The 13610-nt window shown below is 67.8% G+C and carries 13 protein-coding genes and 1 pseudogene; 4 read left to right on the top strand and 10 right to left on the bottom strand.

Annotation, left to right across the window (positions count from 1 at the left end; all coding sequences use genetic code 11):
• Position 1: 1 nt before the first annotated feature.
• The 10 genes from E1832_RS02960 to E1832_RS02915 form a co-directional block, all read right to left on the bottom strand.
• Positions 2-1018 carry an imelysin family protein gene (locus E1832_RS02960; protein ID WP_133358250.1) on the bottom strand — a complete coding sequence of 339 codons (1017 nt, stop codon included), beginning with the start codon at positions 1016-1018 and terminating at the stop codon, positions 2-4.
• A gap of 3 nt (positions 1019-1021) precedes the next feature.
• Complete coding sequence (locus E1832_RS02955) at positions 1022-2581, bottom strand: di-heme oxidoreductase family protein (RefSeq protein ID WP_425358961.1); 1560 nt, start codon at positions 2579-2581, stop codon at positions 1022-1024.
• Between the two features lie 118 nt (positions 2582-2699).
• A complete protein-coding gene (locus tag E1832_RS02950; RefSeq protein ID WP_133358249.1) occupies positions 2700-3704 on the bottom strand; it encodes a porin in 1005 nt (334 codons plus the stop codon).
• A gap of 66 nt (positions 3705-3770) precedes the next feature.
• Positions 3771-5033: an imelysin family protein gene (locus tag E1832_RS02945; RefSeq protein WP_133358248.1), complete on the bottom strand. Its 1263-nt coding sequence runs from the start codon at positions 5031-5033 to the stop codon at positions 3771-3773.
• A gap of 1 nt (position 5034) precedes the next feature.
• The gene (locus tag E1832_RS02940; protein WP_133358247.1) at positions 5035-5238 is read right to left on the bottom strand and encodes a hypothetical protein; all 204 of its coding nucleotides are present in this window, start codon (positions 5236-5238) and stop codon (positions 5035-5037) included.
• A 367-nt stretch (positions 5239-5605) separates the two neighbouring features.
• Positions 5606-7150, bottom strand: a complete 1545-nt coding sequence (locus tag E1832_RS02935) for an acetolactate synthase large subunit (RefSeq protein WP_133358246.1) — start codon at positions 7148-7150, stop codon at positions 5606-5608.
• Between the two features lie 106 nt (positions 7151-7256).
• The gene (locus tag E1832_RS02930) at positions 7257-8201 is read right to left on the bottom strand and encodes a Gfo/Idh/MocA family oxidoreductase (RefSeq protein WP_133358245.1); all 945 of its coding nucleotides are present in this window, start codon (positions 8199-8201) and stop codon (positions 7257-7259) included.
• A 35-nt stretch (positions 8202-8236) separates the two neighbouring features.
• Positions 8237-9088 carry a class III extradiol dioxygenase subunit beta gene (locus E1832_RS02925; RefSeq protein ID WP_133358244.1) on the bottom strand — a complete coding sequence of 284 codons (852 nt, stop codon included), beginning with the start codon at positions 9086-9088 and terminating at the stop codon, positions 8237-8239.
• On the bottom strand, positions 9088-9489 hold the full coding sequence (gene ligA / locus E1832_RS02920) for a protocatechuate 4,5-dioxygenase subunit alpha (RefSeq protein ID WP_133358243.1): 402 nt from the start codon (positions 9487-9489) through the stop codon (positions 9088-9090). Before ligA ends, E1832_RS02925 begins: the two co-directional genes overlap by 1 nt.
• A gap of 173 nt (positions 9490-9662) precedes the next feature.
• Positions 9663-10874 (bottom strand): LysR family transcriptional regulator, encoded by a 1212-nt coding sequence (locus E1832_RS02915; protein ID WP_133358242.1) that lies wholly within the window; start codon positions 10872-10874, stop codon positions 9663-9665.
• A 153-nt stretch (positions 10875-11027) separates the two neighbouring features.
• Here E1832_RS02915 and E1832_RS02910 point away from each other — a divergent pair, with 153 nt between their 5' ends.
• The 4 genes and pseudogenes from E1832_RS02910 to E1832_RS02895 all read left to right on the top strand — a co-directional run.
• Complete coding sequence (locus E1832_RS02910) at positions 11028-11906, top strand: amidohydrolase family protein (RefSeq protein ID WP_133358241.1); 879 nt, start codon at positions 11028-11030, stop codon at positions 11904-11906.
• Between the two features lie 14 nt (positions 11907-11920).
• A complete protein-coding gene (locus E1832_RS02905) occupies positions 11921-12280 on the top strand; it encodes a protocatechuate 4,5-dioxygenase subunit alpha (RefSeq protein WP_133358240.1) in 360 nt (119 codons plus the stop codon).
• 2 nt (positions 12281-12282) lie between these two features.
• The gene (locus E1832_RS02900) at positions 12283-13131 is read left to right on the top strand and encodes a class III extradiol dioxygenase family protein (protein ID WP_133358239.1); all 849 of its coding nucleotides are present in this window, start codon (positions 12283-12285) and stop codon (positions 13129-13131) included.
• A gap of 299 nt (positions 13132-13430) precedes the next feature.
• Positions 13431-13610 (top strand): annotated as a pseudogene (locus E1832_RS02895) (cobalamin biosynthesis protein CbiX); the annotation flags it as partial.

Here is a 13610-nt window from a genome sequence, read left to right as displayed (position 1 = left end):
ATCAGTCGCCGTCCAGCGAGTTGAACCCGGCCGCGACGCCCAGCGCCGGCCCCATATATTCATTGGCCTCGGTGCGGATGGCCCCGATCGCCTGTTGCAGCACCTCGGCCCGCAGCCGCCCCTGCGGCGTGGCGACCCCGGCAAAGACCGGATCGTCCAGCCGGTCGGCGCGGTCCAGCGCGGTGGCAAAGGCATGGTCCATCCGGCCCGAGAGATCTGTGTCGTCGCCGGCCAGAAGCCCGGCCAATTGTCGCAGCGAGACCAGCGAGACCACCACATGGCGCAGCGACCGGCCGGAGCGGCGCGCCTCGGCCCGCAGCGGACGCGGCTTGCCGATCTGGCCCATGGGGCGGCCCAGCCGCAGGTCGGCGTTGATCTCCAGCCCGGTGGTCAGCACCTTGAAAAACTCCTGCAGCACCTCTTCGTCGGTCTGATAGGGGCCGCCGGCGCCGGGGTTGCGCATGAGGGCCGCGTAATGCTCCTGCCAGTCGGCGGCCAGATCGGCGGCGGTGGCGGCGACATCGGCGGCGATGGCACGGGTCAGCGCGCAGCGATAGGCCTCGCTGCCCGGCGCGGCGATCTCGGGATCGTAAAGCAGCAGCTCCAGCGCATAGAAACCGCGCCCGGCGACCGAGACGGTGGCGAACCCCTCGGGCGTCTGCACCACCGGATCCTCGGCCGCGATCAGACTGCGCAGGGTTTTCGGGGTCATGCCGCGCGTATCCGGCCAGAAGGCCAGCGCGAAACCGCGCGCCTCAGTCTCGGCGGGACCAAAGCGCAGGTGGCTGACCGCGATCCATGCGTCGAGGGCAGCGCCAAAGGCGCGGCGCAGCGCCGCCGAGTCCGCTGCGCAGTCGGCGCGGGCGGCGCGGCCCAGCGCGGTGCTGGTTTCGGCCAGCATCCGCATCCCCGGCAGCACGTGACGGTCCAGGATCGCGCCGGTCCTCTCGCCCGCCTGCGCGGAGAGCGCGATCAGCGAGAGGACTGCGGCGACAAGGACGGAAATCAGGTATCGCATGGTCTACAAACTCTCCAAGAACCGGATCAGGGCGGCGCGGTCGGCGGGGGGCAGGACGATCACCCGGTCGCTGTGCGGCTGCGCCTCGCCGCCATGCCAGAGGATCGCCTCGAGCAGGCTGCGGGCGCGGCCGTCATGCAGGTAGCTGGCGCGGCCGCTCACCGTTTCGGTCAGACCGATCCCCCAAAGCGGCGCGGTGCGCCATTCCCGCCCGGTGGCGCGGCCCTCGGGGCGGCCATCGGCCAGGCCCGGCCCCATGTCGTGCAGCAGCATATCGGAATAGGGCCAGATCAGCTGAAAGCTCTGCGCCGGCTGCCCGGGCAGGACGCGGGTGACGAATTTCGGTCGGTGGCAGGCCGCGCATCCGGTGTCATAGAACACCTGTTTGCCCTGCAGCACCTGTGGATCGTCCGGCGCCCTTCGGGCCGGTACCGAAAGGTCGCGGACGTAGTGCGTCACCAGGTCGAGCCCGGTGTCGTCCACCTCGAACACCCGGGCGTCGCCGTCGCCATGGGGGGCGGCGCGGCAGGCGGCCTGCGCCGCGGTGCAATCGCCCCAGCCGTCGGGCACCAGCGGGGTGGACAGGCCCAGATCGTCGGCAAAGGCCCGCGCGCTCTGATCGCGCAGGGTGGGTTGCGCGGCCTTGTGCCCGAAGCGGCCCAGCATCGGGCGCTGATGATCCATCGACCAGGTGATATTGGCCCGGCCCGAGATGCCGTCGCCATCCGCATCCTCCGGGTCGGCCCCGGCTAGGATCGCGGCGGCGGGGATCGCCTCGATCAGCCCCAGCCCGATCATCTGCGGCGCGGTGCGGGCGCTGATCCGGGTTGCTGGGTCGAGCGGGCCGTGGGCGAGGTCGTTGAGGGCATAGCGCGGGGCGTGGAGCGTCACGCTCTCGCCACCCGAGAGCGGGATCTCAATCGCGTCATCCGCGATCGAAAGACGGTATTCCGGCGCGAGACCGCGCAGCGCGCGGGTCTGCAACTGGCGGCCATAGACTGGATCGGGCGCGGCCGGGTGAGAGCCGGGGATCGCGGCCATCGGCCCCGCCGCTGGTCCCGGTTGCGACAGGTGCAGCACCAGCCCGGCTGGCATCTCGCCCGGGGCCGGCGGGTGGCCGCGGCCGTCGCGGATATGACAGCTTTCGCAGGCGCGCGCGTTATAGAGCGGGCCGAGCCCGTCGGAGGCCAGCGTCGAGGACGGGGCCGAAACCCAAAGTTTCTCGAACAGCGCCTTGCCGGTACGGAAATCGAGCTCTGTCTCGAAATCGAGATTGGCGGCGGGCTGGGCAAAGGCCTGCCGGTCGCCTCGCTGCACGGTGGCGGCGCCGGCGGGTTGCGCCTCGAACGGCTCGGGCGCGGAGAAGTCCCGCACAGGGCGCAGGGCGCGGGCGGCGCGCACCGCCTGCGCCGCGCCGGGGGGGACGGGCGCCAGATGCGGGTCGTCATCTGCGCCGGTCAGACCGGGGGCCGAGGCCGCCAACCCGATCAGCGACAGCCCGGCCAGCCCCCAAAGGCGGCGCGCGGTCGGCGGGCGTTTGTATCTCCACATGATCTTCAGCATTGCCGTCACTTTCAGCACCAGGCGATGACCGCCGCCCGGTTCGTTTTCGGTGCGAGGGTGCACCCGCGACGGGCCCGGATCAAAGGGAAATCCCCGCGCCAGGCCCGCCCCCGTTGTCCTATCCGCCGAAGGGGATCACCAGGTTGACGCCCAGGAGCGTGTCCTTGGTGCCCGCGTCGTCGATCCGGGCCAGCGCGCCGCCCAGGGTCATGCCGTTGGCCAGCTCGTACTCGGCGGCCGCCGAGACCAGATCGGTGCGCCCGGCGCTGGTGACGTCGCGCATGGAGTAGGTGCCCGAAAGGGTCACCTCGCCGATGGCATAGGCCGCGTTGAGCGTGGCATAGGTGGCGTCATCCGCTGTGCCGCCGTACCCGTCGAAGGCGGCCACCTCGCCGAAGAGGTCGAGCCCGTTGCCCAGCGAATGACCCAGACCGGCGACAAAGCCGGTCTCGTCGCCGACATCGCCGACACCCGCCGACAGGAACCGGACCCCGGCATAGGCAAAGGTGGCGTCCCACTCCCCTGACCATTGCAGGGCGGCATTGTTCAGCTTGCCGGTATTGCCGGCGCCGCCGGCGGCAGAGGAGTTGCGGCCCCGGTTGAAGCCGAGGGAGTCGCTCAGCCCGGTGTCGTCGGCATAGAACAGGCCCAGCGCCAGCGTTCCCGCCGCGCCCAGATCGGCCTCGGCCAGCACACCGATCTGTTCGGTCAGTTCGTAATCCTCGGCCAGCGCCGCGCCATAGAAACCGGCCGCCGAAACCCAGGCGGTGCCGAACGCCGGAGAAACCTTGCCGAGTTGGAAGGTGGCCGCGCCGGTCTCGAATTGCAGGCCCAATTCATGCAGGTAAAAGCCATATCCGGTGGTGCCGGATGCGTCCTCAAGCTCTTCGAAGGTCAGCCCGCCAAAGACGGTCACCCTGTCCGAAAGGGCAAAGGCGGTGTTGAATTCGCCGGTTGCATAGGCGGCGTCGCCCTCATTTGCCGGAACAGTCGAGTCGATGATCGATTCATAACCGATTTCGATCTCACCGTCCCAGCTGAAGCGCTCCTGCGCCAGCGCGCCGGAGGCACAGATTACGAACGGCGCGCCGAGGGCCAGCGCCGCAGTCAGGGTCTTACTCATGCTTAGGTCTTTCTTTTTGAGTAAGGCCGGGCTTGCACGGGCGCTGGCTGGGCCGAGGGTGGGGGGTTACTGGAATACCGCCGAGGGGTTGTCGAGACTGTCGGAGCCCTCGAATCCCCTCTGCTCCAGATCCAGCGCCGAGACGATCCGCTCGATGGTCTTGGTCTGGTCGATCAGCGCGTCGACACCGCCCATGATCAGCGCCTCGCCCGCCGCATTGCCGCGCGCCAGCATCTGGTCATAGGCCAGCCCCGCCTCGGCGGCGATCTTGATACGGCCGAGCGCATCCATCGTCGCGGTCAGCTTGCCGCGCATCTCGGCGTCCAGCGCCGGGTTCGCCTCGGCCACCAGGTCCGACAGCGACGGCCCCGTGACCAGCGCGCCGTCGGCGCGGACGTACTGGCCCAGATAGACGTTCTGGATGCCCTGCCCGTCGTAATAATGACTGTTGTAGGTGTTGTCCGAGAAACAGTCGTGCTCTTCCTCCGGGTCGTTCAGCATCAGACCCAGCCGCATCCGCTCGCCCGCCTGCTCGCCGTAGGAGAGGCTGCCCATGCCGGTCAGCATGGCGGCGATACCGGCGGTTTCGTGCTGCATCAGGTTGGCGCGGGCGTCGCCGCCCTCGGCCCATTGCGCCGCCATCCACTCCAGATCGCTGACCAGCAGGTCGGTCGCGGCGCTGAGGTACTGGCCGCGGCGGTCGCAGTTGCCGTGGGTGCAGGCCTCGCCGCTGGCGTAATCGGTCCAGGGCCGGTTGCCGGCACCGGCGCCGGTGCCGTTCAGGTCCTGCCCCCAGAGCATGAACTCGATGGCGTGATAGCCGCTGGCCACATTGGCCTCGATCCCGTCGGCCTCGTGCAGGGTGGTTTCGATCAGCGCGGGGGTGATCCGGGCCGCGTCCACCTCGGCCCCCGCGATCGAGAGCTTCGGTTGCGCCACCACGTTCAGCACCGCCAGCGGGTTTTCGTCCGATGCGCCGCCATAGGCGGCGTCGACATAGTCGATCAGCCCCTCGTCCAGCGGCCAGCCGTTCACCTTGCCCTCCCACGCATCGACAATGGGGTTGCCGAAGCGGAACGCCTCGGTCTGCTGATAGGGCACGCGGGCGGCCAACCATGCGGCGCGGGCGGCCTGCAGGTTTTCCGCCGATGGCTCGGCGATCAGCGCCTCGACGGCGCTCTGCAACCGGCGGGCGGTCCGGGCGCTGTCACCATAGGCGGCCTCGGCGATGTCGGCGTAGGTGTCGATCACCGCCGCCTTTTCAGTGGCAAGGGCGGCGGAGCCGGCAAGGCCGGCAAGCAGCGTCGCGCACAGCAGTTTCGATGTCATGTCACATGTCCTCTCGGTCGGTTTTCCGGGGCCGGGCCTGTGTCGGTGCCACGTGTCGCGGCAGCGCGCTGCGGTGCAGATCGTCCAGCCAGTCGAGCTGAAAACACGCCGTCTCGCCGCAGGTTTCGATCAGCGCGCAGCGCTCTGCGCAGCAGAGCGCCGGCAGCGGCGACGACCAGACGGAACGTTCTGATTTACACGGCATCCCTGCCCCCTGAGTTGTCTTGCGGGCTGGCCCGCCGGGGGCGGGTTGGCTGTGCGCGCTATAACTGAGTGATTAAGTCAGGTTTGTCAACGGGTGCGTTTTTCCAAGGCGGGATGTCCTTTTCGGAAACCCGGGTGCGGGCGAAGCAATGATAAGACAACCGCGTCTTTCCACACTCCCCAACAGCGCAACAGAAGGCAGCGCCCGACCGCAGGTGGGCGCTGTTGGCCTGTAGAAGCGTCGCTTTTAGGCCGCCAGATCATCGGACGTCGGTTCTGTGCGCCCCGGTTGCAGGAGCGCCCGCCACGCCAGCGGCGGGCGCTGCCCGGCGGCGCGTCGCGCCCCGGTCCGGGCAAAGGCGCGCGCGTTACATCACCGCTTCGATCAGCACCGGGCCTTGCGCGGCAAGTCCCGCCTCCAGCGCGAGCGCAAAGGCGGCGGTGTCCTCGACCCGGCTGGCCTCCACCCCCATGCCGCGGGCCATGTCGACCCAGCCCAGCGTCGGCCGGTCCAGCGACAGCATGTCGATGGCGCGGGGGCCCGGGTTCTGCACACCGACATTGGTCAGCTCGCCGCGCAGGATGTTGTAGGACCGGTTGGCGAAGATCACGATGGTCACATCCAGCCCCTCGCGCGCCAGCGTCCAGAGCGCCTGAACGGTATACATGCCGCTGCCGTCGCTGATCAGCGCCAGAACCTTGCGGTCCGGGCGGGCGATGGCGGCGCCGATGGAGACCGGCAGGCCGTAGCCGATGGAGCCGCCGCAGTTGTTCAGCCAACTATGGGGCGCGGCGCCCGTGGTGGCCGGGCCGAAGGCGCGCCCGGTGGTGACCGATTCGTCCACCACCACGGCACCTTCCGGGATCGCGCGGGCGATCAGCGGCGCGATGCTGTCGGGCGTGAGCGGGCCGAGGGGCGGCAGATCGGGCAGCGATGCCTTGGCGAGCGGCGCGGCTGTGCCCCCTGCACCGGTCGCCTGCACCAGCGCGTCGAGCGTGGCGGGCAGATCGGCGCCCGCGGTTGCCAGTTCAAGGATCTCGGCATCGGGGCGGGTCAGCCGGGCAGGTTTGCCCGGATAGGCGAAAAAGCCGATGGGCGCGCGCGCGCCGAGCAAAACGATCCGCCGGTAGGGCGCCAGCGCCTCCAGCGCCAGGTCGATGGGATAAGGCACCTTGGGCAGGGCCACCCGCCCCGCGCCGCGCTCGGCCCGGGCGCTGGCCCATTCGGCCATCAGGGCGCACCCGGTTTTCGCGGCGATCCGGCCGGCCATCTCCAGCCCCTGCGCATCCATCGCGCCGCCGCCCAGCAACAGCAGGCTGTCGGGTCCGGCCAGCGCCTGCGCCGCCTGCTCGACCAGCGCATCGCCGGGCCGGGGCGGCGCCGGCGGGGTCAGCCGGTCAGCCACCACCCCGCCCATCGTCCAGGCGGTATCGCCGGGCAGGATCAGGCTGGCCACCTGGCCCGGCGCGGTGCAGGCCGCGCGCACTGCGCGGGCGGCGTCGAACCCCACATCGGCAGCCGAAGAGGAACTGCGCACCCAGTGCGACACCGGGCGGGCGATCCCCTCGATATCCGAGGTCAGCGGCGCGTCCAGCGCGATATGGCTCGAGGCATGCTCGCCGACGATATTGACCACGCCGGAGCCGGCCTTTTTCGCGTTGTGCAGATTGGCCAGCCCGTTGGCGAGGCCGGGACCGAGGTGCAGCAGCGTCGAGGCGGGCTTGCGCGCCATCCGCCAGTAGCCGTCGGCGGCGCCGGTCGCCACCCCCTCGAACAGCGCCAGAACCGAGCGCATGCCGGGCACGTGATCGAGGGCGGCGACGAAATGCATCTCGGACGTGCCGGGATTGGTGAAACAAACCTCCACATCGCTGGCCAGCAGGCTGCGCACCAGGCTTTCGGCACCGTTCATCGGGTCTCTCCGGATCTATGGGCATGAAAAGGGCGGCCGCCGGATGGCAGCCGCCCCGTATCATTCCACGCCGCAGGGCGCGGCACCAGATAAGAATCGGTTTCGGTTACTTCAGGCCGCGCTCGATCCGGTCCAGCGTCGCCATCGCGGGCAGGGTCTGGGCGACCGAGGCGTTGGGCTCGCGCCCCTCGCGGATGGCGGCGACAAACTCGCGGTCGATCAGCTCGATGCCGTTGTTCGACACCGCCACCCCGCTCAGGTCGATCGGGGTCTCGTTGCCGTCATAGAGGTCGTCGTAGCGCGCCAGATAGGTGCCGTTGTCGCAGATATAGCGGAAGAAGGTGCCAAAGGGCCCGTCGTTGTTGAAGCTGAGCGACAGGGTGCAGATCGCGCCCGAGGGGGTCTTCAGCCCGATCGACATGTCCATGGCGATGTTCAGATCGGGGTGCAGCGGCCCCTGCAGACCGAACGCCTCGGAACAGGTCTCGCCGGTCTGGTACTGGAACAGATCGACGGTGTGGCAGGCGTGATGCCACAGCAGGTGATCGGTCCAGCTGCGCGGCTCGCCCTTGGCGTTGGTGTTGGAGCGGCGGAAGAAATAGGTCTGAACGTCCATCTGCTGGACCTTCAGCTCGCCCGCGACGACCTTGTTGTGAATCCACTGGTGGCTGGGGTTGAAGCGGCGCACCTGCCCGGCCATGGCGACCAGCCCGGTTTCCTTCTGCTTGTCCACCACCGCCTGGCTGTCGGCCAGGCTGTCGGCCATCGGGATCTCGACCAGCACGTGTTTGCCGGCTTCCATGCACTGGATCGCCTGTTCGGCATGCACCTGGGTCGGGGTGGCCAGGATCACCGCATCGACATCCTCGCGCGCCAGGCAGTCGGCCAGATTGTCGGCGGCATGGCCGATGCCGCGCTCGGCGGCAAAAGCCTCGATCTTGGCCTTGGTCGGCCCCATCACCGAGGTCACCTCGACCTCGTCGATATTGGCCAGTGCGTCCAGATGTTTGATGCCAAAGGCGCCATAGGCGCCGGCCACGCAAATTCTCATCTCAATCCCTCCGTTCGCCGTGATTCACTCGTGGTTCAGTCGTGGTTTTCCAGAATGATATGCCCGACCGCCGTGTTCGAGGCGGGCACATGGTAATGGCGGTGCACCTCGGTCACCTTTTCGTCGAGCGCGCCGCGCATCACCAGCCACATCACCATCTCGATGCCCTCCGAGCCGGTCTCGCGCAGGTATTCGACATGTTTGATCTGGCTGGCCGCGACCGGATCGTTGGCCATCATGTCGAGGAACCGGTTGTCCCAGTCGGCGTTGATCAGACCGGCGCGCTTGTACTGCAACTGGTGGCTCATGCCGCCGGTGCCGAAGATCATCACGTTGAGATCCTCGTCATAGGCGTCAATCGCCCGGCGGATCGCCTTGCCCAGGTTGTAGCAGCGGTTGCCGGTGGGCGCGGGGTATTGCACCACGTTGACCGCCAGCGGGATCACCAGCGCCGGCCATTCGCCGTCCTGCGGAACCTCGCCATACATCACCGAGAGCGGCACGGTCAGGCCGTGATCGACCTCCATCTCGTTCATGATGGTAATGTCGAACTCGTCCAGCACCAGCGACTGGGCGATATGACTTGCCAGTTTCTGGTGGTTCTTCACCACCGGCACGGGGCGCGGGCCCCAGCCCTCGTCGGCGGGGGTGAACTCGGCCGCACAGCCCAGTGCGAAGGTCGGAATGCAGGAGGCGTCGAAGGCGGTGCAATGGTCATTGTAGACCAGAAAGATCACATCCGGGTTCTGCTGCTTCATCCATTCGCGGGATTTCTTGAAGCCGTCGAACACCGGCTGCCAATACGGCTCGTCTGTGATGCCGGTGTCCATCGCCACGCCGATGGCCGGTACATGCGAACAGCCCACACCTGCGGTGATCCGTGCCATTACTCTTCCTCCCATTCCGATTTCGAGCGGTTGCCCTCGATGGGCCGGCCGCCATGCAGCATCATGTCGCGATAGGCCTCGACGCCCATGCCGGTCATCAGCCCGGCGAGGTTCTGGAAATTGATCCCGTCGTTGGCGGCAAGCTTGGACGTGTAATAGATGTTGCCGCCCAGTTCGAGCAGGCGGTTCCAGTCGCGTTTCAGCACCGCCTCGCGCTGCTCGGCGGTCATCGGGTATTTGTCCAGATAGGCCTCTTCACCGGCGTTGAAGGCCTCGCGGTTCTTCTGCAGCCGCAGCGAGATGCAGAACTGGTTCAGGTGATAGCCCTCGCGCGAGCGGTCGGCGTCGAACACGAAGGTGCCGGGAATGTCCTCATAGGGTTTGTCTGATCGGTCGGCCATCTGCGTCTCCCTCCGGCACGCGGGCGGCGCGCCCGCCTCGCGGTTCATTCTGGCACGACGGGTTCGGAGAGTCCCCTGCCCTGCCGCAGCCTGTCGCCCTCCCCTAGCAGCCGTGGCCGCGAGACAGAAATTGATTGCCCCGGGTTCCCTTTCGTTTCTGTTATAGATGCAGGTCAGGCCACCTGTTTTCGCAGCAGATCGAGGAACCGCGCCTGGGTCGGCGTCGGACGCCAGTTGGCGCGGTATGTCAGGCCGATCGGCCGGGCGCTGCCCGAGAGGTCGATGGGCAGCGGCGCCATGATGCCGTATTTCTCTTCGACCTCGATCTGCTTGTCCGACATGATGGTGATGTAATCGCCCCGCATCATCAGCCCGCGCACCAGCACCAGCGAGTTGGCCACCACCCGCACCGGCGTGTCGGGGCGCTGAGGGATCTTCAGGCTTTCATAAAGATAGGTGCCGGTGGGCGTCGGCAGCGGCGGCGCGATCCAGGGATAGGCCAGCGTGTCCTCCAGCGTCAGCCCCGGCTTGTCCACCAGCGGGTGGCCGCGCGCGGCGACCACCGAGAGCGTGTCCTCGAACAGCGGCTCCTGCACCACGTCGTCGGCGGGCGGCGGATCGCGCAGCGCGCCGATCAGCACGTCCAGCTCGCCAAAGCGCAGATCGCGCAGCAGCACGCCATAGGGGCCGTCGACGCATTGCAGCTGCAATCGCCCCTCGCTCTCTCTCAGCAGCTGGTCGATGGCGCCGGGCAGGATCGCGGTGCGCGACAGCGGCATGGCGCCGACCGCGATGCGGGTGGAATCGCGGCCCAGATACTCGCCCACCTCGTAATAGCCCTGCCGGATCTCGGCCTTGGCCAGCCGCACGTTATGGGCAAAGGACTCGGCCGCCGGGGTCAGCATGACGCCGCGCCGCACCGGCTCGAAGAACACCAACCCCGAGAGCCGCTCCAGATCCCGCGCGGCGCGGTGCACGGCGGGCTGCGAGACGCCAAGCTGTTGCGCGGCATGGCTGAAATTTCCGGTCTGGGCCACCGCCGTCAGCGCCCGCAACTGCACCGCCGTGGTCAGCCGGTGAAAATCGCGCCGCCCGGCGGGGCCGGGGCGCGGCGCCTTCTTGCGTGCCTGCCGCTCGCCCTCTTTCAGCAGGTCCAGCGCCCGGTCCACCCGGCGCAGGAAAATCTCGCCCACCTCGGTCGGAAACATCCCCTCGGGCCGGCGGTCGAACAGGCGCGCCGACAGGGCCGTCTCCAGCTTGGCCACCGCCTGGGTCACCGCCAGCTGCGACAGGTGCACCGCCTCGGCGGCGAGGTTGATGCGGTGCTGCGCCGCGACCTCGCGCACCGCAAGCAGGTGCCGCACGTTGGGAAACACGAAATCCACAGGGGCCTCCGCCAGGAACTCACGACATCTATAACATAATCCAATCAACCGGTCCAAGCTTCCAACTGGCGCTGTCGCGCCGCGCGGACCTAATGTCGCGCCAAGCCCGGACGCCCCTGTCCCCGGGAGAGAAAGACCAAGGAGACCGCCCGAATGGATCCCGATTACCTGCCCTTCCACCCCAGCCCGAAGGTGCCCGATTTCAAGGTTCCCGCCGGTGCGGTGGATGCCCATTGCCACGTCTTCGGCCCCGCCGATACATTTCCCTATTCGCCGAAACGCAAATACACCCCCTGCGACGCGCCCAAGGGCAAGCTGTTCGCGCTGCGCGATTATCTGGGCTTTTCCCGCAACGTGATCGTGCAGGCGTCGTGCCATGGCACCGACAACGCGGCGCTGGTCGACGCGCTGCAGGCGGCCGGTGATCTGGCCCGCGGCGTCGCCGTGGTCTCGCCCGATGTGAGCGACGAGGAATTGCGCGCGATGGATGCCGCCGGGGTGCGCGCAGTGCGCTTCAACTTCGTCAAGCGGCTCGTCGACGCCACCCCCAAGGAGGTGTTCACCGGCATCGCCGAGCGCATCGCCAAGCTGGGCTGGCATATCGTTGTCTATTTCGAGGCGCCGGATCTGGAGGCTCTGATCCCCTTCCTGGAAAGCCTGCCAACCGTGATCGTGGTCGATCACATGGGGCGGCCGGACGTGACCAAGGGCACCGACCACCCGGATTTCCAGCGCTTCGTCGATCTGCTGGCCCGCAATGACAACATCTGGACCAAGGTGAGCTGCCCGGAGCGGCTGACCGTCGCCGGCCCGCCCTACACGGACGTGGTCCCCTTTGCCCGGCACCTGGTCGAGACGTTTCCGACCCGCGTGCTCTGGGGCACCGACTGGCCGCATCCGAACATGAAATCGCATGTGCCCGACGACGGGCAGCTGGTGGATGTGATCCCGCAGATCGCCCCAACATCCGCGCTGCAACAGGCACTGCTGATCGACAACCCGATGCGGCTTTACTGGCCGGATCAGGCCTGAGCGGAGGACAGACGATGGATATTACCGAGTTCGACCATCACAGCCCGATCCCGGGCACCACGATTTTTGATGGCAAGATGGCGATGAAGGGCTATGCGCTGAACAAGATGTGCTATTCCTTCAACGGCGCCGCGGCGCGGGCGCAATACCTCGCCGACCCCGAGGCCTATATGGAAAAATTCGGCCTCAACGACGAACAGAAACAGGCCTGCCGCGACAAGGACGTGCTGGCGATGATCGCCGCCGGCGGCAACATCTATTACCTGGCCAAATTCGCCGGCATCTACCGGCTGGACGTGCAGGACATCGGCGCCCAGCAGACCGGTATGACCAAGGAAGAGTTCAAGGAAAAACTCAGGAAAGCGGGAGACTGACCATGGCCAAGATTCTGGGCGGGCTGACCACCTCGCATATCCCCGCGGTCGGCAACGCGATCCACAACGGGCTGTTCGACGATCCCTATTGGAAGCCGTTCTTCGACGGCTATCCGCCGATCCGCGCCTGGCTGGACGAACACAAGCCCGACCTTGCGATCAACATCTACAACGATCACGGGCTGGGCTTTTTCCTCGACAGGATGCCGACCTTCGCCATCGGCGCCGCGCATGAGTACCGCAACGAGGACGAGGGCTGGGGCATTCCGCAGCTGCCCCCCTTTCCCGGCGCGCCGGAGGTGAGCTGGCACATCATCGAAAGCATGGTCGAGCAGGAGTTCGACATCACCTCCTGCCAGGAACTTCCCGTCGATCACGGCTTCGTCGTGCCGATGCAGCTGTTCTGGCCCGGTGCGCCGAACAACCCCGACATGCCGCGCACCATCCCGATCAGCGCCAATACGGTGCAGCACCCGATCCCGACGCTGAAACGGGCGCTGGACTTCGGCAAGGCGCTGCGCCGCGCGATCCAGAGCTATCCCGAGGATCTCAAGGTGGTGGTGCTGGGCACCGGCGGGCTGAGCCATCAGCTCGACGGCGAGCGGGCCGGCTTCATCAACAAGGAGTTCGACCAGTACTGCATGGAGAAGATCGTCGACGACCCCGAGGCGCTGACCAAGATCAGCCGCATGGAACTGGTCGAAAAGGCCGGCGCGCAGGGCACCGAGTTCCTGATGTGGATGATGATGCGCGGGGCGCTGGGGGACAAGGTGGTGCGGCGGCATTCGAACTACCACATCCCGATCTCGAACACCGGGGCGGGCACCATGCTGCTGGAGTGCGTGGAGTGATCTGAGGGCGCAAGGGGCTCCGCCCCCGTCGCGGCGATGCCGCCACTCCGCCGGAGTATTTGGGCCGAGAAGAAGGGGCGCGGTCGCCGGACAAGAACCGCGCCCCCTGTCTTTTTCTGGCCTCAGGACCCTCTTTTTCCGGCCTCAGGGCTGCGCCCGTTCTGTGCCTGAAACGCTCCCCCGGTGCGTTTCCGGGACGGCTTGAACGCCCCGCCGGAGGCGCGTGCCCACAGGCGCGATCCCTGGCCCCTTGGCTGCGGCGAAAGGTTGCGCCAGAAAGGCAGGCAGGAGGCCCGCCCATGTCCGAACCCCTTGATGCCCTGATCGTGGCCCATGGCCAGCCGTCCGATCCCGCTCCTGCCGAGGCGGCGCTGGCAACGCTGGCCGCACGGGTGCAGGCGCATATGCCGGGCCGCGCGCTGGGCGCGGCGACGCTGGCCGCGCCGGGCGCGCTGGCGGCGGCGCTGGCCCGGCTGGCG

The organism is Antarcticimicrobium luteum (assembly GCF_004358185.1).
Lineage (GTDB): Bacteria > Pseudomonadota > Alphaproteobacteria > Rhodobacterales > Rhodobacteraceae > Antarcticimicrobium > Antarcticimicrobium luteum.
This window is presented reverse-complemented; position numbering and strand designations above follow the sequence as displayed.